Source organism: Acinetobacter sp. UBA2063, from assembly GCF_002333245.1.
In the GTDB taxonomy this organism is placed as follows: domain Bacteria; phylum Pseudomonadota; class Gammaproteobacteria; order Pseudomonadales; family Moraxellaceae; genus Acinetobacter; species Acinetobacter parvus.
In genome coordinates this window covers 1-20,670 of record NZ_DDAH01000128.1, presented here as the reverse complement: position 1 = coordinate 20,670, position 20,670 = coordinate 1, and the positions used below count along the sequence as shown (strand labels likewise).

Genomic DNA, 20,670 nt, shown 5'->3' with positions numbered 1-20,670 from the left:
AGGGGGGATTTAGGGGGGTAATTTTATGAACCTTAGAGCATTTTTTAATCGTCTATCCGCCCTTACGATAAAAGAAAGCAATCAGTTATTACGAGATAAAAGTAGTCTGGCGATAGGGCTGATTTTACCCATTATCCTGATTTTGCTGTTTGGTTATGGCCTGTCTTTTGATTTAAGTCATGGACGAGTAGGGGTTGTGGTACAACATAGTTCACCACAAAGTCAGCAACTGATTTCTGGTTTAAATGGCACAACATATCTTGATATTCAGCAATACCATAGTTTTGTTCAGGCTGAACAGGCAATGGGCAAGGCAGAAATAGATGCGATTGTTAATCTGCCTACCGATTTTGCCGAACAAAGTGCTAAAGGTACAGCGACGATACAGGTGATTAGCAATGGTCGTTCCATCAGTATTGCATCAGCCCTGCAAGGCTATATTTCAGGCGCATTGGCAACCACACAAGCCATTCAGGCAGACCGTCAGCAAATCGCACCGTCCAGTGGTGTGATTACGGTTGAACAGCGGATGTGGTTTAATGAATCAGCAAATAGTACATGGTTTATTGTGCCTGGATTGATTGTACTGATTCTGACTTTAATCGGGGCATTTTTAACTGCCCTGTTGATTGCCCGTGAACGAGAAAGAGGCACACTGGAAGCCTTATTTGTGACCCCTGTGCGTCCATTAGAAATTGTCCTTGCCAAACTGATTCCCTATATCGTGATTGGTATGATTGATATTGTCATCTGTCTGATTGCGACTCATTTCCTGTTTGAAGTACCGATGAGGGCTTCATTATTATCCATTATCAGTGCTTCATTCCTCTATTTACTGGTATCCCTGCTGATGGGATTAACCATCTCAGGTTTTGCCCAAAATCAGTTTAAAGCCAGTCAAATTGCATTACTGGCAAGTTTTATGCCTGCGTTGATGCTGTCAGGTTTTGTGTTTGATACCCGCAATATTCCCTTTGTTGTCCAAATCATTAGTCAGATTTTACCTGCAACCCATTTTATGTCACTGATTAAAACCCTGTTTTTAGGCGGAGATAATTGGGCATTATGGTTGAAGGAGTGTAGTGTTTTAATGCTGTATGTGGTTATTTTTACCGTAGCGTCCTGTATGTCGCTAAGAAAACGCTTAAGCTGATTTTATAGAGATATGCCCATGATAAATAAAATGATTCACTGGCTCAATTATCTTCTGGTCTTGGTTAAAAAAGAATTTTTGATTATTTTTAGTGACCCTGCCAATCGGGCCATATTATTTGTACCTGCATTACTACAAGCCTTATTATATGGCTATGCTGGCACTTATAATGTTAATCATGTCGATTATGCGGTATTAGACCAGAGTAAAGGGCAGGTATCGCATCAATTACTGGCACATTTAGATGGTTCAGGAATTTTTAAACGTACAGCGACACTGGATAATAATACCCAAATTCAACAGGTGATTGATGAACGTACTGCTTTAGCCATCATCACTATTCCTGCTGATTTTGAGGATAAACTGAATCAGGGACAGGCTTCTCCGATTCAGGTGATTTTAGATGGTCGTAATTCTTCAACTGCAGGTATGGCTGGGACATATATCAGTAGTGTGGTGGGACAAGTGAATCAGCAACATCTGGGAACTGGTGCAGCCCTCAATGTGGAAACCCGCACTTGGTATAACCCGAATCTGGAATCCCGATGGGGAATCATGCCATCTTTGATAGCTGCACTAAGTATGATACAAACTTTATTATTGTCCTCGCTTTCTGTCGCCAGAGAACGGGAACAGGGCACATTTGACCAGTTATTGGTCACGCCTTATACCCCGATTCATATTATGATTGGTAAAGCCCTACCGCCGATTTTTGTGGGATTGATGCAATCGACCATTATCCTGCTGATTATTATGTTCTGGTTTAAAATTCCCATGAATGGTTCGCTGGGTTTACTCTATTTTGGTTTATTGGGTTTTAATATTGCAACAGTAGGCGTAGGACTCTCTATTTCGGCAATTTCCCTGAATATGCAGCAGGCAATGCTATTTACTTTCTTCCTCATTATGCCATTGATGTTGTTATCTGGACTTTTAACCCCTGTACAAAATATGCCGTATCTATTGGAAATGGGTACTTATGCCAATCCATTACGTTTCGGGATTGATTTGGTACAACGGGTCTATCTGGAAGGGGCAACTTTTCAGCAGATCAAAGGGGATTTTATACCTATGCTGGTTTTGGCAGTGGTCACATTACCCTTAGCGGCATGGTTGTTTAGAAATCGTTTGTCTTAGATTGGCTAAATTTTTGTCCATAAGAGAAGCAGAATAAACATGAAACTCATTTTACATACTCACTAAACTGTATTTTGAACAAGTGAATAATAGGGGATAAAAAGATAGAGAAATGCCTCTATCTTTTTAAAAGATTGGGAGAAAAGGTGCAGGGCTTTTAAAGGTAAAGCTAAAGCATAAACTGATAACAGTAATGAGGATGACTGAAAATAGGAAAAAACGTTTTGCCCAGAGTTGGTCATCTTCAGCTTTAAATCCTAAAATACCGATATAGAACCAATATGCACACAGTAGATTACAGATGACCAAAAATATAATGTTGGTATATCCATAAACATAGAGCGCATTCATCGCCAGTGTAAATAAAACCACATAAATCAGTGATTCAATTTTGGTTCTGTGAACAGAACGAGCGATAGGTAAAATCGGAATACCTGCATTCTTGTAATCATCAAAGCGATAGATCGCAATTCCCCATGAATGTGGCATCTGCCATAAGGCGTATGCAACAAATAGTAAGAGGGCAGCGATATCAAAATGATGACTTACAGCCGTATAACCAATGACAGGGGGACTCGCTCCAGAAATACTACCAATGACGGTTTGATGGATCGTGGTACGTTTGGTCCACAAACTATAAAAACCGACATAGACGACAAAACCAATGACTGCGAATAAAAACGCATACGCATTCACATAAAACCAAAGCATGCCAAAGCCAATCATACCCAACACAAATGCATAAAGCAGTGCAATGGTGGGGGAGATGGTCTTTTTAACAAGTGCACGGTTCATGGTGCGTTGCATTTTTTGATCGATGTCTTGATCAATCACATTATTTACGACACAACCAGACGCAACCACAAAAGTTGTTCCAATCAGCGTAAGTAATAATAAGAGGCAGTCTATGGAGCCTTGGGCGGCTAAGAAGAAGCCGCCCAAGGTGGTAATAAAATTACCGAAGAGAATTCCTGGCTTAGTCAGGAATAAATACTTTTTAAACATGACGACCAGTTTAGATCATCATGTTGTAGTGTAGGTAGTTCATTACCCACACAGAACCGACTAAAAGTACCGCAATACAAAGAATCGTATAGATAAATGCAATCAGGTTCCAGCGTTGTTCAGATGAGGTATTCATGTGTAGGAAATACACAAGCTGTACAATAACCTGAGCAACAGCAGTGATTGCAATCACAGTCACTAAAACGCCACGACCGAAACCACCTGCCATCACCATCCCGAATGGGATGATGGTAAGGATGACAGATAGGATAAAACCAACCGTGTATTGCTTAAAGTTACCGTGTGATGCACCTGCAGCATTATGGTCATGACCACTCATTAGAGAACTCCCATTAAGTAAACGACGCTGAATACACAGATCCAAACGATGTCAAGGAAGTGCCAGAACAAGCTTAAGCAAGCAAGACGACGTGTATTCGGTAGTGTCAAACCATTCTTTTTGATTTGATACATAAGCACGAGCATCCAAACTAAACCAGAAGTTACGTGGATACCGTGAGTACCAACTAAAGTAAAGAATGCTGATAAGAACGCACTATGAGTTGGACCATGGCCAGCATGTACCAGGTGCTGGAATTCATAAATTTCCATCCCAATGAACGTTGCACCAAATAAGAAAGTAACAAACAACCAAGCAATCACTTGATTAACGTTCTTTTTATAAGATGCAAGAACAGCGAATCCAAATGTTACCGAAGAGATCAAAAGGGCAAAAGTTTCGGTTAAAACAAAACCTAAAGAATCACCAAAAAGATCTTTCGCACTTGGAGTACCAGGCGGAATATGACTGCTTAATACAGCGAACGCAATGAAGAGTGATCCGAAAAGAATCAAGTCACTCATCAAATATGTCCAGAAACCAAAGACCGTTAAGTCTGTGTCATCGTGTTCGTGATGACCGCCATGACCGTGGTTGTCGTGATGAAGTACTTCAGCCATTTCCTTAGTCCTTCTTCAAGTGTTTTTCAAGTAACGCATAGCGTTCGTTTTCAATACGCTCTACTTCAGCAGCAGGAACATAATAATCAACATTCTTGGTGAATGAGCTTACGATCAAGCTAACAACTGCAGCAACGAATGAAACAACGACTAGCCACCAAATATGCCAGATCAATGCAAAACCAAGAACAGTAATGAACATTGCAATGATGAAACCAGCTGCACGATTAGTCGGCATATGGATATCTTCATATTTAGTATCGCGTGCGTATGCTACACCATTTTCTTTGTCAGTCCAGAAACGGTCAACACCGTCAGCTGCTGGAAGATGCGCAAAGTTATAGAATGGAGCAGGGGAAGACGTTGCCCATTCAAATGTACGGCTATCCCAAGGATCACCTGTATAGTCCATGTTGTCTTTGCGTTGTAGGAAGCCAACGATGATTTGCATAAGGAAACATGCAATACCGATAGCAATCAATACTGCACCGAACAATGCAATTGCCAAATATGGGTCCCATTCAGGGTTGTCATATGTATTCAAACGACGTGTCATACCCATGAAGCCAAGGATATAAAGTGGCATGAATGCAAAGTAGAAACCAATAAACCAGAACCAGAACGCAGCTTTACCCCAAGCTTCATTGAGCTTCCAGCCAAACATCTTCGGCCAGTAGAAGATGATGCCAGCAAACATACCGAACACCACACCACCGATAATCACGTTATGGAAGTGAGCAATCAGGAACAGTGAGTTGTGTACAAGGAAGTCTGCAGGTGGAACAGCCATAAGTACACCAGTTAAACCACCAATACCGAATGTTACTAGGAAGCCAAGCGTCCATAACATTGGAGTAGTAAAGGTGATGCGACCTTTATACATGGTGAATAACCAAGAGAAGATTTTCACACCTGTAGGAATCGCAATAATCATGGTCATGATACCGAAGAACGCATTCACGTTCGCGCCAGCACCCATGGTGAAGAAGTGGTGAAGCCATACAACAAATGCAAGTACAGTAATCGCAATAGTTGCATACACCATAGACTTGTAACCGAACAACGCTTTACGAGAGAACGTCGCCACGATTTCAGAGTATAGACCAAATGCTGGTAATACCAGGATGTATACTTCAGGGTGACCCCATGTCCAGATCAGGTTCACGTAAAGCATTGGGCTACCGCCAAGCTCATTGGTGAAGAAATGGAAGCCAAAGTAACGGTCTAGCGTCAACATTGCAATTGTACCTGTTAATACAGGGAATGATGCAATGATCAGTACTGCCGTACAAAGTGAAGTCCAGGTAAAGATTGGCATGTCCATTAATTTCATGCCAGGTGCACGCATTTTAATAATGGTAACGAAGAAGTTAACACCTGTTAATAGCGTACCTAAACCTGAAACTTGCAGTGCCCAAATGTAGTAGTCAACACCTACACCAGGAGAATATTGAATGCCAGATAGAGGAGGGTAAGCCATCCAGCCAGTCGCAGCAAATTCACCCAATACAAGTGAAACCATCATCAAAGCAGCAGCGCCTGCGAATAACCAGAAACTTAAAGAGTTTAATAATGGGAATGCTACGTCACGAGCACCAATCTGTAATGGTACAGAGATGTTCATTAAGCCAACAACAAGACCCATTGCCACGAAGAAGATCATGATTACACCGTGTGCGGTGAAAATCTGGTCATAGTGTTCTGGGTGTAAATAGCCTTCACCACCACCTTTTGCAAGGAACAGTTGAAGACGCATCATAAGCGCATCTGCAAAGCCACGCAGTAGCATGATTACAGATACAAAGATATACATGATACCGATTTTTTTATGGTCTACAGTGGTGAACCATTCGTTCCACAAGTAGCCCCATTTTTTGAAGTAGGTAATCCCAGCAACAACTGCAAGGCCACCTAAGATCATCGCTGCAACAGTTACCAATACGATTGGATCGTAAGGAATTGCATCTGGACCTAACTTACCTAAAAAGCTCATGTCTTATTCCCCTTGAGAAGCAGTCGTATGTTCAACTGCTACATGAGTTTCAGAAGCAGGCGCTTCACCAGCCACTACAGGAGCTGAATGGTCAGCACCATGGTAGTTACTCATATAGTTATTGATCACTGATTCAAACAAGCCTTGCTCAACAGAAGAGTAATAAGTCACAGGATGTGGCTGCGTCTTATATGGACCTTCTTTTAAAGCCGTTGCAGCAAGTTTTTTCTCTAACTCAGTTTTGGCGTTACGAACCATTGCATCAATTTGTTTCTGTGAGCGGTTACCGTCACGTAAAGAAGCAAATTCAGCTTGATCTAAAACTGTTTTTTGAACAGCTTGAGGATTGATAGTCGTACCTTGACCTGCTTTAACAGCTGATACCCATTGCTCAAAATCAGCTTGAGTTACAGAGTGAGCTTTAAAGCGCATTTGCGAGAAACCATAACCTGAGTAGTTAGATGAGAAACCACGGAATTCGCCCGTGTTGTCTGCTAAAATGTTCAAGTGAGTTTGCATACCCGCCATTGCATAAATCTGACCACCTAACGCCGGAATGAAGAATGAGTTCATTGTGAAGTTAGAAGTTAAACGAAGGCTTACAGGAGTTTTCTCAGGGAAGCGGATTTCGTTTACAGTCGCGATGCCTTGTTCAGGGTAGATGAAGATCCATTTGAATTGTTCAGCAATAACTTGAACAGTTAAAGGAGCTTTATCTGACTCGAGTGGACGGTAAGGGTCATACTTGTGGGAACCCCACCAAGTTAACCAAGCTAAAATACCAATAATAATGACAGGGATACCCCAAACTACAATTTCAATCGCAGTAGAGTGTGCCCATGTAGGTTTATAGTCTGCGTCTTTATTCGATGCGCGATATTTCCAACCGAACCATAATGCCATGATAATTGATGGAATTACCACCAATAGCATTAAGTAAATCGCAGTCATCATCAGGCTACTTTGGCCTTCAGCAACTGGACCTTTAGAGTTCAGAAGTACTAGATCACCGCCACACCCAGTCAAGAGTGCAGCCATCGTTGATAAAGACAATACAGCTAAAATCGTTTGTCTCATTTTACAACCTCGGTGAAGAGTCCCATTCCCTAATTAAATTATGGGATAGCGATTAAAGTGTCGCACGATTGATAAGAAATAATTGTGAATTGCTTAGTAATCATGCGACACCGCTACGTTGTAGGGCATTATGCCTCATATTGAAAAACTAAGCTACTGATAAAGTGGTCTGAAATACTTGTTTTAAAACCCGATTTATTTAGCAGGGATTGGATTAAAGCCTGATCTTTTTTTTATATATCAACACGCTATATTGAAAGGCTGTATAAAATGTATTTTATATACAGCTTTATGCAAATAATTGATGAGGCTTATTTCTGAACCACTTTGGTCTTTGCCAATTTGTCATGTAATGCCTGACGATTTTTCCCTAATGCAAACAGCGATTCAATCACGGAAATCAACGGCAAAATGATCATGTTTAAAATAACAAAAACCATACTTCTGAGCCAGAATCCCCTTACTGAGCTGACAGGAGCAGAGGTTTCAGCATCCACAATCTTGATTTTTAGCAATTTTTTGCCAATGCTTTGACCTGATTTTCCAATCAGGAAAGCCTGTACCATAAGCATGGCAATGATATAGACACACATGGCCATCCAGGCTTGGGGGGGGATAATCGCAAGAATTTCAGTCTGGACTTTCTGGGCTAGGGCAATGTCTGATGAGCGGTCTGCCATTAGTCGAAACAGTTGTTCATTCAACTGGGTAAACTTTTGTGCCTGTTCGGGTGTAAAAAAAGCGGTGAGTAGGAATGTTGCGGGAAACCATAAAAATACATCAATCAGTTTTGCAAAAAAACGTGAATGGATGGAGGCTAACTGAGATGTCTTTTGTTCGACTTTGATATTAAATGCTGAGTTGGGATGAGTCTCAGTTTTAATCTGGGCACTAAAGGGAGCGTAACCGACAGGTTCGTATACCAGTTTCCCTTGTGTAAGTTCACCAAGCGTTTTCCATTCTGCCATACCCTCATGCCAGGCCAAATCTGTGAGTAGAACTTGTTGACTGGCAAGCATTTGGTTCACTTGTTCTAAACTATAAGGTCCCGCTTGTTGGTTGTTACGAGCCAAGTAAATTTGCATAATTTTAAAATCTCAATGACTAAAGATAAAAAAGACCCTGCGAAAGAGGGTCTTTTTCTAAAAAAAGACTAGGCTTTCTTGATTTGTTCTTCAGCAAGGAAGAACCAGGTATCAAGCACTGAATCAGGATTCAGTGACACAGATTCAATACCCTGTTCCATGAGCCATTTCGCCAAGTCAGGGTGGTCAGATGGGCCTTGACCACAAATACCCACATATTTGCCAGCTTTGCGGCAGGCATGAATTGCCATGGAAAGAAGGGCTTTAACCGCTGGATCACGCTCATCAAACAAGTGAGATACGATACCAGAGTCACGGTCCAGACCCAGTGTAAGTTGTGTTAAGTCATTTGAACCGATAGAGAAGCCATCAAAGTGCTCAAGGAATTGCTCAGCCAATAATGCATTGGTTGGCAATTCACACATCATGATGATTTTCAAGCCGTTCTCACCACGTTTCAAGCCATTTTGAGCAAGTAGCTCAATCACACGTTTCGCTTCATTTACAGTCCGAACGAACGGGATCATGATTTGAATGTTGGTGAGACCCATTTCATCACGTGCTTTTTTCAAGGCACGGCATTCAAGCTCGAAACAGTCGCGGAAATTGTCAGAAACGTAACGGCTGGCACCACGGAAGCCCAACATTGGGTTTTCTTCTTCCGGTTCGTATAACTTACCACCAATCAGGTTTGCGTATTCATTTGACTTAAAGTCAGACATACGCACAATCACTGGTTTTTCAGCAAATGCGGCTGCCAGCGTTGAAATGCCTTCCACCAGTTTTTCAACATAGAATTCGATTGGGGAAGAATAACCCGCAGTAGGTGTCATTACAGCGGCACGCGTTTCACGTGGCAGGCTCTCAATATTCAACAATGCTTTTGGATGCACACCAATCATACGGTTGATGATGAACTCAAGACGTGCAAGGCCAATCCCTTCATTTGGAATCTGGGCAAAGTCAAACGCACGGTCAGGGTTACCCACGTTCATCATGATCTTGAACGGAAGCTTCGGCATCGAGTTGATCGAGTTACGTTGAACCTCAAAGTCCAGTGCACCCTCATAGATGAAGCCCGTATCACCTTCGGCACAGGAAACTGTCACTTCCTGACCATCCGTTAACAGTTCAGTGGCATTGCCGCAGCCCACAATTGCAGGAACACCCAGTTCACGTGCAATGATTGCCGCGTGACAGGTACGTCCACCACGATTGGTGATAATCGCAGCGGCACGTTTCATTACTGGTTCCCAGTCTGGGTCAGTCATGTCGGATACAAGAACATCACCGTCTTGTACTTTATCCATTTCTTTAATTGAGGTGACGACACGAACTTTGCCCGAACCGATACGTTGACCAATTGAACGACCTTCACAGATGACTGTGCCACGTTGTTTTAATAGGTAACGTTCCATTGTGCCGACATTTTGACGGCTTTTCACAGTTTCAGGGCGTGCCTGAACGATATAGATTTGACCATCATCACCATCTTTTGCCCACTCGATATCCATCGGTGAACCGTAGTGTTGTTCAATGATTAATGCTTGTTTTGCAAGTTCATGAAGCTCATGGTCGTTTAGCGCGAATTGTTGGCGCTCAGGTTTTTCAACATCAACTACAACAACAGATTTACCCGCAGCACCTTCTTCACCATAAATCATTTTCTGGTGCTTGGAACCCAGGTTGCGGCGTAGGACAGCGTGTTTACCACCCTTTAAAAGTGGTTTTGACAGATAGAATTCGTCAGGGTTGACGGCACCTTGCACCACCATTTCACCCAAGCCATAGGATGCGGTAATAAACACCACATCACGGAAACCTGATTCTGTGTCTAGTGTAAACATTACACCTGCAGCACCCGTTTCAGAGCGAACCATGCGTTGCACGCCCGCGGAAAGAGCAACCACACTGTGTTCAAAACCTTGGTGTACACGATATGCAATCGCACGATCGTTATATAATGATGCAAAAACTTCTTTAATCGCGATCAGGATATTATCGATACCACGAATATTGAGGAATGTTTCCTGTTGGCCCGCAAATGAGGCATCTGGTAAATCTTCAGCGGTGGCAGAAGAGCGTACCGCCACGGCAATGTCTGGATTACCGTTTGAAAGTGCTGCAAATGCTTCACGAATTTCTTGTTCTAATGCGGCAGTCAGTGGAGTATCAACAATCCATTTACGGATTTTTGCACCTGTTTCAGCAAGTGCAAGCACATCATCAACATTCAGTTGAGTTAGTTCAGCCTGAATTCGAGCATTTAAGCCGCTTTGATCCAGGAATTCACGATAGGCGGCCGCAGTTGTTGCAAACCCCCCTGGTACCGATACACCAGCATTGGATAAATGACTGATCATTTCACCCAGAGATGAGTTTTTCCCACCTACGAGTTCGACATCGTGTTTCCCTAATTTTTCCAGACCGATTACGCGCGCTTCCAAAGTATTTACTCCACTTTTTTTGCAGTATGAATGACCATCATTGGTATGAAATTATACGAAAGTGCCTAGATATAGTGTTTACTAAGCGACAGTCATGTTAGATGAGTTTACTATAAAGATTATAGTGCACTAAGACAAATGTTTAAGGAGAATTTTGATGCCCGAAAGTAAACAAATTAAACGGAGCGTATTTTTTATATCAGATGGTACGGCAATCACCGCGGAAACCCTTGGACATTCACTACTTGCGCAATTTCCAAACGTGGATTTTGACATTCATATCATGCCTTATATTGCCACTGAAGAGGCTGCTATGGTCGCGGTTGCAGAGATCAATGCATGCCAGTCCCGTGATGGTTCCCTACCACTGGTTTTTGACACTTTAGTTGATCCATTGGTACGCGATATTATCAATACTGCCAAAGCCGTTAATCTGGATGTGTTTGAGGGTTTGATCAGTAAACTTTCAGAAGAGTTGGGAACGTTGCCAACCACATTGGTTGGGCAGACCCATGCGGTGACTGACTCTGAATATTATAAGGCACGTATTGATGCGGTTCATTTCGCGCTGGACAATGACGATGGTGCCCGAACACGTCACTACGATAAAGCCGATATTATCCTGATTGGTGTGTCACGTTCGGGTAAAACGCCAACCTCGATCTATCTGTCATTACAGTTTGGTATCCGCGTAGCAAACTATCCACTTACTGAAGAAGACTTAGACGACAACCGTTTACCAAAAGTTCTAAAAGAGCATAAAAACAAGCTGTTTGGTCTGATGATTGATGCGGAGCGTCTGGTTGCGATTCGTAATGAACGTAAGGCCAATAGTCGCTATGCAAGTTTTAGCCAGTGTCAGATGGAACTGCGCGCCATTGAGGGGATTTATATTTCAGAAGGCATTAAGTATTTAAATGTCACTGAAATGTCGATTGAGGAAATCTCAACCCGTATTTTACAAATGACAGGTTTAAAACGCCGTATTGGCTAAATATGATATTCAAATGAGAAGCGTGGGGATGGGGGTGGTGAAATAAGCATTGCGGAACAGGGCAATGCTTATTTGAAAATAGGATTGTCTACTGGTTTTTCAGCTCCATGAGTAAGCTAAAGTTTTCCAGACGTTTATGTGTGTCGTAAATATCACAGGTGAAGATAAACTCATCCACATCATATTGTGCGGCAATTTTTTCCAACCCCGCTTTGACAGTTTCCTGCGAGCCAATTTGAGCCATTGCATGGAAATTCTGAATAGCGAGTTGCTCGGCGCTGCTTGCCAGACCTTGTGTTGATTCAATTGGCGGTTTGAGTTTTAGGCTATGTCCCCGAATCAGGTTTAAAATCCGCTGATAAGAACTGGTGGCTAAATATTGTGCATCTTCATCTGTAGCAGCAACAACGGTGGGTATGCCCATTGAAACATAAGGTTGATCCAAATATTCAGATGGCTGGAAATTATCCCGATAAATCTGGATGGCCTGTCCCAACATTCTTGGCGCAAAATGTGAGGCAAAGGAGTAGGGAAGTCCCAACTTTGCGGCAAGCTGCGCACTAAACAGGCTTGAACCTAACAACCAGATGGGTACATGGGTGCCCTGGCCTGGGGTGGCAATGATTTTTTGGTTGGGTTGCGGGTCTTTAAAATATTGCAGAATTTCCAGTACATCCTGCGGGAACTGATCTTCAGTTTCCTGACGGCCACGGCGTAAGGCCCGCATGGTCAGTGGATCAGTTCCAGGGGCACGGCCTAAGCCAAGCTCAAAACGGTTTGGGTAAAGTGTCGCCAGTGTACCAAATTGCTCAGCCACTACCAAAGGTGCATGGTTTGGAAGCATGACACCACCTGAACCTAGGCGAATCTTTTGGGTGTGGGCGGCAATAAATCCTAATAGAACGGCAGTTGCCGAACTGGCGATGCCATCCATGTTGTGATGCTCAGCTAACCAAAAACGTTCATATCCCAGCTTTTCAGCATGTTGAGCCAATTCAAGTGCGTGGCGTAGAGAAAACTCAATATTTTTATCCTCTCTAACAGGTGCCAACTCTAGAATGGAGAACTTTATATCTTTTAATATTTTCATCGCTGATTCTCGGAACTATATATCGAAATAATACGATATAAGTTTGGTTTTGTATATCGTTTTTATTCGATTTAATGTTTCTATATTTGTACATGAAAATGTATAAATAAAAAAAGGCACTCGAAAGTGCCAAAGGGGTAAGGATAAAATCTATTAACGATGTTTGTACCAGCCATGGTGCTTGCCATTGTCATGACGATAGTTATAGCGTGAGTTGTAGTAGCGGCGGTCATTGTACGAACGGCGGTTGTCATAACGACGGTCATAGCGTTCCTCTTCGGCACGATCCTGACCCACTTTTTGACCCAATGCGGCACCACCAGCCGCACCCAGTGCCGCACCGATGTAACCCCCATTGGTTCCACCCATGTTACGGCCTACGGTATAACCACCAGCACCACCTAGACCACCACCAATTGCGGCTTCAGTACGGCCACGCTTATTGCTGGATGCTGCGGCCCCACCTGCGCCACCAAGCGCAGAACCAATCATGGCACCTGTTTGTCCGCCAAGCTGTTGACCAATCGCGGTACCGACCACACTACCAAGGGCAGAGGTTGCTGCAGCACGTGTTGCGTTGTCTGCATGTGCAACAGACACTATTGACGTGGTTGCCAGGATAACGCTACATAACCAGATATTCGATTTCATGGGGAAACTCCTTGTCCTTTGTTTTGGGACAGCATTTTTTTACTTGAGACCAATTTAGCAGGACATTTGAGTGAAAATGTGGAGCAGCTCGTCCTGTGTACGATGTTTTAATGAGGGTTTTGTATCTGTTATATTGCAGATGGAGGAAATATGAACAAATTATAAAAATAAAGAATGAATGTCCAGCGAACAGCGGCGAACAGTTTAATCGAGTACAATAAAGTGATTTCGCTTAGGGTGCTTTTATGCTGCTGGAAAAAATTTTGCAATCTCAAGGCTTTGGTTCACGTAAATATTGCCAGCAGTTGATTAAGAATGGCTCTGTCCTTATTGAAAATCAGGTTTATGACAATCCCAAACAAAACTTGAATACGGATGATCTTAATTTCACTGTTTTTGGTGAACCATACCAATATAGGGAAAATGTCTATATTGCCTTGAATAAGCCACAGGATTATGAATGTTCGCATCAGGCGACACATCACCAAAGCGTATTTAGTTTACTACCTGAAATCCTGATTCATCGCGGCGTGCAATGTGTGGGGCGCTTAGATCAGGATACGACAGGATTATTATTATTAACGGATGATGGTCAGTATCTACAGTCACTGACGCATCCCAGAAAGCATGTACCCAAGATTTATCATGTCACCACAGCCGATCCAGTGACTCCTAAACAAATTCAGGCTCTGGAGCAGGGTGTCGAACTTCGTAATGAAAAAGGGATTTTCGCTGCAACAGATGTACAGTTGATTTCTGCGAACCAGCTTTGCATGACCGTTCATCAGGGGGTATATCATCAAGTTAAGCGTATGCTTGCAGCTGTAGGCAACAAGGTTGACGCGTTGCATCGCCATCAAATTGGGCAGCTTGAACTACCTGATTTAGCGGAGGGTGAATGGATATATTTAACGGCTTGGCAAAAACAGTTAAGTCAAAATATTGTGCTGGATTACTAGACTGCTTGCAAAACCCCCTATAATTCCCCCTTGGCAAGGGGGAAAACAAAGGGGTTTCGCAAGCAGTCTACTGATTATTTTAAAAAACAGTGGAAAATCTTGAACTCATCGTCCCGAATAAAGCCCATCTGTTCATAAAGACGGTGGGACTGGTAATTGTTCTTTTGTGTCTCGAGGCTGATACGCTGGGCATTTTCATGGCGTGCGAAGAGAATGGCTGTATCAATCAATTGTTTCGCTGAACCTTGTTTGCGATAAGTGGGAGTCACATAAACATCATCCAGAATATAGTAGGTTTCACAGGCCACAGAGGAAAAAGCGAGATAAAGCATAACAAAGCCTGTAAACACATCATCCTTAACATGGATAAAAATGACACTGTCTTTATTGTCGAAACGATGTTTGAGAAATTGATAGGATTGTTCAATATTTGATGATGCGCCATAGAACTGACGGTATTCGTCAAACAAGACAGCAAGTTGATGAAGATCTTCTTTGTTGGCTCGCTTAACAATCATCCTGACCTACCCTTAACCTTATTGTTTTAGTTGGAATTACAGGATAGCGAAAAAAAATCAGCTTAAAAAATAAAAACTTGTGTATAAATGCAACATTGTTAAGTTTTGTCACTTTCACCTAAAAGTGCGTTGAGTTCTTTAAACAGGTCTTCGTGGTCATCTTCAAGGTGATTGGAAGCTGAATCTTCGGTTGTTTGGTTTGCTTTGGATTTACGCAGTTTAAGCAACTGTTCCATATTGATATTCTGGTTTTCAATCGCAAAGGGAATGGATTTGGTCAGTACCACCTGTTTAAAGAAAAGTCGCACAGCCTGAGCAGGGGAGATACCGAGCTGCTTAAAAACGGCAAATGCCTGTTTCTTTTCCTGAGAATCAAGACGAACCTGATAAACTTCTGTTTTTCGCATGAAAGATATGACCAAATATTTTTAGTTATCGCCATGTATTTTAAACGATCACAGGCTAATTTCAATATTTTTGAAGTGAAAATAGTAATTTTTTGTCATTACGTTGTGTTTACAGTGTGAGTTCAAAATTGGAAATAAAATGCATTTTCTGTTGGGAAATGGGATCAACAAACTGAATCTGCTTGGCCAGTAATTGCAATGGGCAGCTAAAGTCATCATCTGCCTTATGCTGGACAGTTGGGTAAAAAGGGTCGTGGAGGATTGGGATACCCAGGTAATTGAGGTGTACACGGAGTTGGTGTTGTTTGCCCGTTTTGGGTTTAAGCAGATATTTGGCTTTGTGCTGTGTATGTTCCAACAGTTCTATGTGTGTTTCTGTATTGCTTGGTTTTTCTGGATTAATTTGCATGGTGTAAAAAGGATTACCCTTTTCTAGATGCAGTTGAACAGTCTGTGGAAATTTGAGTTTGGGATGATAGGCAGCAATCGCATGATAGACTTTCTGAACTTTGCGTTCGGCAAAAAGTTGTTGGTAGATTCCCCGCGATTCAGTTTTTTTGCTGAATAAAACCACGCCTGCCGTTTCCCGATCCAGTCGATGAATCGGGGTTAGGTCTTGATTAGTTGTTTGTCTTTTCAGGCGAACCAGTAAGGTTTCCTGAACGTATTGTCCAGTTGGTGTCATGCTCAGGAAGTGAGGTTTATCCACCACCAGTAAATTTTCATTTTCAAATAAAATTTCATGTTGAAAAGGCACATGAATTTCATGGGCCAGAAAACGATAATAAAAAATATGGCTATTGGGCGTATAGATACTGTCTATTTTTAATTTTTCACCGTTCGCAGCATAGATTAATTCATCGCTAAAACGTTGTTGCCATTCGCTTGATTGAATATGTGGAAAGTGTTGGCAAAGATAAGCAAAAATGGTAGGTGCAGAAATGTCATCGGGTAAAAAGACTTTACTGGCACTGACACCGTTGATCAGTGGTGGAGTAAAATTTTCAATGATATTCATATTATTTGAATGAGGCTGAATGGTGAAAACGAGGTATAAATCCCTCATCAAATGCTTTGACAAAAGATTCTGGCGTGAGTACGTTCACAATCAGGTCATTTGGTAATTCAACTTCCTGTTGATAGCCATCAAAAGACCAAACCAAATAATGATTGTCTGTAAAAACCACGATTGCTTTTGAGTCATGCTCAAAGAAAGTGCCAATTGGTAAATCAGAAATTTTAGCTTGAAATGTTTTCTTGTCTTTATCCGCTGTTAGGCGGTCTTGATGAATTTTTTTATCCATCTCTTTTACAGGTAGTGAAATACCAATGTTGTTTGCATAAATCCATGCATTTTTAAACTGTTTATAGCGTTGGTTCTGACATTCTCCACAAGGACGGTGACCTGCCGCCAAGGCAGTTGCTTCATCTAGAAAGAACAGTTCAGAATAAGACTGTCCAAAAACCTCTCTTTTGACATTACCGAATGTGGTTAAGCAGTTGATCCAGGATTGAGTGGAAAATTGCTTAATGATTTGCTTGTCTGCATTATGCAGCTTACCACCACGATTCCCCATTAAAGTCGCACTTTTTGAGGGATGCGTATTCAATTTCCCCCAAGGATCAACCCGATTTTGTAGAGTCATGTCTTCTCTTCAATGTTGTAAAAAAGAACCAACGTATTGCTATGGATTAGGCTTTACCTCAGGGCAATGTTATCATAGCGGTTATCCCAATTTTATTCTATTTGCCATGTCATATTCAGTGAAATTTACTTTAAATCATGAACAAGACACTCAAAAATTTGCGCAAGTGCTCTCACAACAAGTGCATTCAGGCGTTATATATTTGATTGGTGATTTAGGGGCTGGAAAAACGACATTTACGCGTTACTTTATCCAGAATCTTGGGCATCAAGGTTCAGTAAAAAGTCCAACTTATACCTTGGTTGAACCCTATACCATTCAAGGCAAAGAAATTTTCCATTTCGATTTATATCGTTTAGATGATCCCTATGAATTAGAGTTGATGGGAATCCGTGACTATTTAGAAACACCTGATGCTTTATTCCTATTTGAATGGCCATCGAAAGGTGGAAATGAAATTCCTCAAGCCGATGTAATCATTGATATTCAAAAATCAGATGATGAGTTAACTCGATTTGTGACATTGACCACAACATCTGAGCCTTTAGCTCAAATTTTGCAGGAACAATTGAATGGTGCATGATTCAACTCGTCGTATTCATACACTTGATGCAGCCTTAGCCAATCAGATTGCAGCGGGCGAGGTCATTGAACGTCCGTCTTCAGTGGTTAAAGAGTTATTGGAAAACGCGATTGATGCTGGAGCAACCGAACTGATTATTCGGGTGGCACAAGGTGGTTCAACACTGATTGAAATCATTGATAATGGTCATGGTATTCATGCTGAAGACTTACCATTAGCCGTGATGCGTCATGCGACGAGTAAAATTCAAACTGCTGAAGATCTACATGCGATTGTCAGTTTAGGATTTCGTGGGGAAGCGTTGGCTTCGATTGCAGCAGTGTCTCGTTTAACTTTAACCAGTAGTCAAGATGAGCAGGGTATCGGCTATCAAGTTGAAGTCAATGGAACGGCTTTTGATCATCAGCAAATACAGGCCGTTGCAGCACAAAAAGGTACACATATCCGTGTGCAGGACTTATTTTTTAATGTGCCTGCTCGCCGTAAATTTTTAAAAAAACCAAGCACAGAATTTGGTCATATTGAAGAAATAGTTCGCCGTTTGGCTTTGACTCATTTTGAAATTCGTTTTGTACTCGAACATAATGATAATATTCGTTTGAATTTACCCATCGCAGATAGTGGTGAATTACGTTATCAACGAGTGCAACAATTATTGGGTCAAGCATTTATCCAAAATGCATATTGGATGGATGCTGAAAGTATCAATATGCGGTTATCAGGCTGGTTGGGGCATCCGTCTGATGCACGGGCACAGGCTGATTTGCAGTATGTCTATGTGAATGGTCGTATTGTGAAAGATAAAACCATTTCGCATGCTTTGCGTATGGCCTATGAGGGGATTTTGCATGGACACCAATATTCCTCTTATTTGCTGTTTTTAGAGGTTGATCCTGAAAATATTGATGTCAATGTACATCCGACCAAGCATGAAATTCGTTTTCTGAACCAGCGTGAAGTACATGAATTTGTACGGCATTATGCCAAAGCAACCTTGTCTCAATTTCAAACCGCAACTGCTGATTTAGCACAAGCGATGAAAATGGATGATGCCGCGACAGAGAATTTTAATTATCAGCCACAACCAAAATATCAGGAACAATTTAATTTACATCGTGCTGAAGTTGAACCTGAACCACAGCTCAATCAGCAAGTAGAAATATCAACAGATTTGCTGACTGAGTTTAATCAAAGCCGTCCGCAAGCAGTTCAATATAATGCATCGCAACCACAACAGCCGCGTTACAGTGGTTCCGTACAACTCAACAATGCCTTAAAAAGTTATCTGGCTCCCTTGCGTGAAGAGGTTGATTCTGAGCAGGACCAGACAGTAGCAAAGGTAGATGAATTTCCACTAGGTATTGCGATTGCACAACTTCATGGCATTTATATTTTGGCGCAAAATACTGAAGGTTTGATTATTGTCGATATGCATGCAGCGCATGAGCGTATTCTGCTACAACAAATGAAAGCCGCATGGGATAAACCAGAATTCTGGACTTCACAACAGTTACTGATTCCAAAAATAGTGTCGATCACACGAATGCAAGCCACCCGTGTTGAGGAGTTGCAGTCACAATTGCAACGTTTAGGATTGGAAATTGATCAGTATGGTGATGAGCAGGTGATTGTTCGTGGCGTGCCTGCGATTTTGCACAAAGCAGATTTTGGTCATTTAATTCCTGAATTGTTAAATGATCTTGACCCGAATGATGAAGTGAGAGGTTTATTACAAAAACGTGATGAACTGTTGGCTGGAATGGCCTGTCATGGGGCTGTAAGAGCACACCGACAACTCAGTCTGTCTGAAATGAATGCATTGTTGCGCCAAATGGAGCAAACCGAGTTTGCCAGCCAGTGTAACCACGGTCGCCCCACCTGGCGGGCATTTCCACTACATCAACTAGATAAATTATTTGCTCGAGGAGAGTAGGGTTTCATGTCAAATCAATTGCCCGTGATTAATTTAATGGGGCCTACCGCAAGTGGTAAAACCGCTTTGGCATGTGAACTGTATGAGCGTGGAAATTTTGAACTGATTTCTGTGGATTCAGCTTTAGTTTATAAAGACATGGACATTGGAACGGCGAAACCGACTAAAGAAGAGCAGCAACAATATCCACATCATTTGATTGATATTATTACACCATTGGAAGTGTACTCGGCGGCCCAGTTTGTTGAAGATGTTTGCCCCTTGATTGACGATATGCACGCACGGGGCAAGACACCAATTCTGGTCGGCGGAACCATGCTGTATTTCAAGTCGCTGCTTGAGGGACTTGCCGATAACCTGCCCAATGCGGATCAGGCGATTCGTGATACCATTATTGCCAAGGCTGAACAGGAAAGCTGGCAGGCGGTTTATGATGAACTGGTTGCTGTTGATCCCATCGCAGGTCAAAAGTTTAAGGTTTCAGATCGGCAACGTATTATTCGGGCATTGGAAGTGTACCGAATTACGGGTGAACCAATAACAAAACTACAGGCAGAACAACCTAAAAATCAACCATATCGTTACAATTTTTATAATTACGCATTGATGCCAGATCGGTTAGAATTACATCAACGCATTGAGCAAAGATTGAGCAAGATGTGGAATATTGGTTTTTTAAATGAAGTAGAGGAATTAATTAAAAAATACGATTTAAATGATAATTTACCCGCTATGCGGTCCGTAGGTTATCGTCAAGCTTTAGATTTTTTATTGAAAAGTGACTCAAGTCTCAAAAATAGGGTTGAAATGGAGACTAGAGCGCTATTTGCGACACGACAACTTGCCAAACGTCAATACACTTGGTTACGTTCTTTGCAAGAATTACACGATTTTAAAACTTATGTGACGATAAAGCAGGCGAAAGAAGACTTGCGAAACTTCTTTGGATAACGCAAAATTCGCAGGCTGTCTTTTTATAATTTTTAGTTAAAAAATAAAGATAGTTTTTTGCGCTGATTTAAAATTTTTTGG

20 protein-coding genes are annotated in these 20,670 nt (G+C 41.9%); 7 read left to right on the top strand and 13 right to left on the bottom strand.

What is annotated here, in order from left to right:
- The first annotated feature begins 25 nt into the window (after window positions 1–25).
- On the top strand, window positions 26–1,153 hold the full coding sequence (locus B4H32_RS05890) for an ABC transporter permease (protein WP_004757755.1): 1,128 nt from the start codon (window positions 26–28) through the stop codon (window positions 1,151–1,153).
- 18 nt (window positions 1,154–1,171) lie between these two features.
- Window positions 1,172–2,290 carry an ABC transporter permease gene (locus B4H32_RS05885; protein WP_136700301.1) on the top strand — a complete coding sequence of 373 codons (1,119 nt, stop codon included), beginning with the start codon at window positions 1,172–1,174 and terminating at the stop codon, window positions 2,288–2,290.
- Window positions 2,291–2,416: 126 nt separating this feature from the next.
- Here B4H32_RS05885 and cyoE read toward each other — a convergent pair whose 3' ends face one another.
- From cyoE to ppsA, 7 genes are all read right to left on the bottom strand, one after another.
- Window positions 2,417–3,295 (bottom strand): heme o synthase, encoded by an 879-nt coding sequence (cyoE, locus tag B4H32_RS05880; RefSeq protein WP_286800878.1) that lies wholly within the window; start codon window positions 3,293–3,295, stop codon window positions 2,417–2,419.
- Between the two features lie 10 nt (window positions 3,296–3,305).
- On the bottom strand, window positions 3,306–3,635 hold the full coding sequence (locus B4H32_RS05875) for a cytochrome o ubiquinol oxidase subunit IV (protein WP_286800877.1): 330 nt from the start codon (window positions 3,633–3,635) through the stop codon (window positions 3,306–3,308).
- The gene (gene cyoC / locus B4H32_RS05870) at window positions 3,635–4,255 is read right to left on the bottom strand and encodes a cytochrome o ubiquinol oxidase subunit III (RefSeq protein WP_262450256.1); all 621 of its coding nucleotides are present in this window, start codon (window positions 4,253–4,255) and stop codon (window positions 3,635–3,637) included. Before cyoC ends, B4H32_RS05875 begins: the two co-directional genes overlap by 1 nt.
- A gap of 4 nt (window positions 4,256–4,259) precedes the next feature.
- The gene (cyoB, locus tag B4H32_RS05865) at window positions 4,260–6,248 is read right to left on the bottom strand and encodes a cytochrome o ubiquinol oxidase subunit I (protein ID WP_286800876.1); all 1,989 of its coding nucleotides are present in this window, start codon (window positions 6,246–6,248) and stop codon (window positions 4,260–4,262) included.
- A 3-nt stretch (window positions 6,249–6,251) separates the two neighbouring features.
- The gene (gene cyoA / locus B4H32_RS05860) at window positions 6,252–7,325 is read right to left on the bottom strand and encodes a ubiquinol oxidase subunit II (protein WP_286800875.1); all 1,074 of its coding nucleotides are present in this window, start codon (window positions 7,323–7,325) and stop codon (window positions 6,252–6,254) included.
- Between the two features lie 311 nt (window positions 7,326–7,636).
- Window positions 7,637–8,410, bottom strand: coding sequence for an RDD family protein (locus tag B4H32_RS05855; protein WP_286800874.1), 774 nt, complete (start codon window positions 8,408–8,410; stop codon window positions 7,637–7,639).
- 68 nt (window positions 8,411–8,478) lie between these two features.
- Complete coding sequence (ppsA, locus tag B4H32_RS05850) at window positions 8,479–10,857, bottom strand: phosphoenolpyruvate synthase (RefSeq protein WP_286800873.1); 2,379 nt, start codon at window positions 10,855–10,857, stop codon at window positions 8,479–8,481.
- A gap of 157 nt (window positions 10,858–11,014) precedes the next feature.
- Between ppsA and ppsR the strand changes: the two genes are divergently transcribed.
- Window positions 11,015–11,851: a posphoenolpyruvate synthetase regulatory kinase/phosphorylase PpsR gene (ppsR, locus tag B4H32_RS05845; RefSeq protein WP_004676999.1), complete on the top strand. Its 837-nt coding sequence runs from the start codon at window positions 11,015–11,017 to the stop codon at window positions 11,849–11,851.
- An 88-nt stretch (window positions 11,852–11,939) separates the two neighbouring features.
- Here ppsR and B4H32_RS05840 read toward each other — a convergent pair whose 3' ends face one another.
- Both B4H32_RS05840 and B4H32_RS05835 read right to left on the bottom strand, forming a co-directional pair.
- Window positions 11,940–12,941 (bottom strand): LLM class flavin-dependent oxidoreductase, encoded by a 1,002-nt coding sequence (locus B4H32_RS05840; RefSeq protein WP_004682473.1) that lies wholly within the window; start codon window positions 12,939–12,941, stop codon window positions 11,940–11,942.
- 153 nt (window positions 12,942–13,094) lie between these two features.
- Window positions 13,095–13,592: a hypothetical protein gene (locus B4H32_RS05835; RefSeq protein ID WP_004682471.1), complete on the bottom strand. Its 498-nt coding sequence runs from the start codon at window positions 13,590–13,592 to the stop codon at window positions 13,095–13,097.
- Window positions 13,593–13,837: 245 nt separating this feature from the next.
- On the opposite strand from B4H32_RS05835, the gene B4H32_RS05830 reads away from it, so the two are divergent.
- Window positions 13,838–14,551 carry a pseudouridine synthase gene (locus tag B4H32_RS05830; RefSeq protein WP_004682469.1) on the top strand — a complete coding sequence of 238 codons (714 nt, stop codon included), beginning with the start codon at window positions 13,838–13,840 and terminating at the stop codon, window positions 14,549–14,551.
- A gap of 74 nt (window positions 14,552–14,625) precedes the next feature.
- Here the strand turns inward: B4H32_RS05830 and B4H32_RS05825 are convergent, their stop codons facing one another.
- The 4 genes from B4H32_RS05825 to B4H32_RS05810 form a co-directional block, all read right to left on the bottom strand.
- Window positions 14,626–15,069 carry a GNAT family N-acetyltransferase gene (locus B4H32_RS05825; protein WP_004682468.1) on the bottom strand — a complete coding sequence of 148 codons (444 nt, stop codon included), beginning with the start codon at window positions 15,067–15,069 and terminating at the stop codon, window positions 14,626–14,628.
- A 98-nt stretch (window positions 15,070–15,167) separates the two neighbouring features.
- Window positions 15,168–15,476, bottom strand: a complete 309-nt coding sequence (locus B4H32_RS05820; protein ID WP_004682467.1) for a type II toxin-antitoxin system RelB/DinJ family antitoxin — start codon at window positions 15,474–15,476, stop codon at window positions 15,168–15,170.
- 109 nt (window positions 15,477–15,585) lie between these two features.
- Window positions 15,586–16,494 carry a pseudouridine synthase gene (locus B4H32_RS05815; protein WP_004682466.1) on the bottom strand — a complete coding sequence of 303 codons (909 nt, stop codon included), beginning with the start codon at window positions 16,492–16,494 and terminating at the stop codon, window positions 15,586–15,588.
- Window position 16,495: 1 nt separating this feature from the next.
- Window positions 16,496–17,122, bottom strand: a complete 627-nt coding sequence (locus B4H32_RS05810; protein WP_004682464.1) for a hypothetical protein — start codon at window positions 17,120–17,122, stop codon at window positions 16,496–16,498.
- Window positions 17,123–17,228: 106 nt separating this feature from the next.
- Here B4H32_RS05810 and tsaE point away from each other — a divergent pair, with 106 nt between their 5' ends.
- The 3 genes from tsaE to miaA are packed head-to-tail and all read left to right on the top strand — an operon-like array spanning window position 17,229 to window position 20,589.
- On the top strand, window positions 17,229–17,705 hold the full coding sequence (gene tsaE, locus B4H32_RS05805) for a tRNA (adenosine(37)-N6)-threonylcarbamoyltransferase complex ATPase subunit type 1 TsaE (RefSeq protein ID WP_004682463.1): 477 nt from the start codon (window positions 17,229–17,231) through the stop codon (window positions 17,703–17,705).
- Window positions 17,695–19,638 carry a DNA mismatch repair endonuclease MutL gene (gene mutL / locus B4H32_RS05800; protein WP_004682461.1) on the top strand — a complete coding sequence of 648 codons (1,944 nt, stop codon included), beginning with the start codon at window positions 17,695–17,697 and terminating at the stop codon, window positions 19,636–19,638. Before tsaE ends, mutL begins: the two co-directional genes overlap by 11 nt.
- Window positions 19,639–19,644: 6 nt before the next feature.
- Window positions 19,645–20,589: a tRNA (adenosine(37)-N6)-dimethylallyltransferase MiaA gene (gene miaA, locus B4H32_RS05795; protein ID WP_286800870.1), complete on the top strand. Its 945-nt coding sequence runs from the start codon at window positions 19,645–19,647 to the stop codon at window positions 20,587–20,589.
- Window positions 20,590–20,670: the final 81 nt, after the last annotated feature.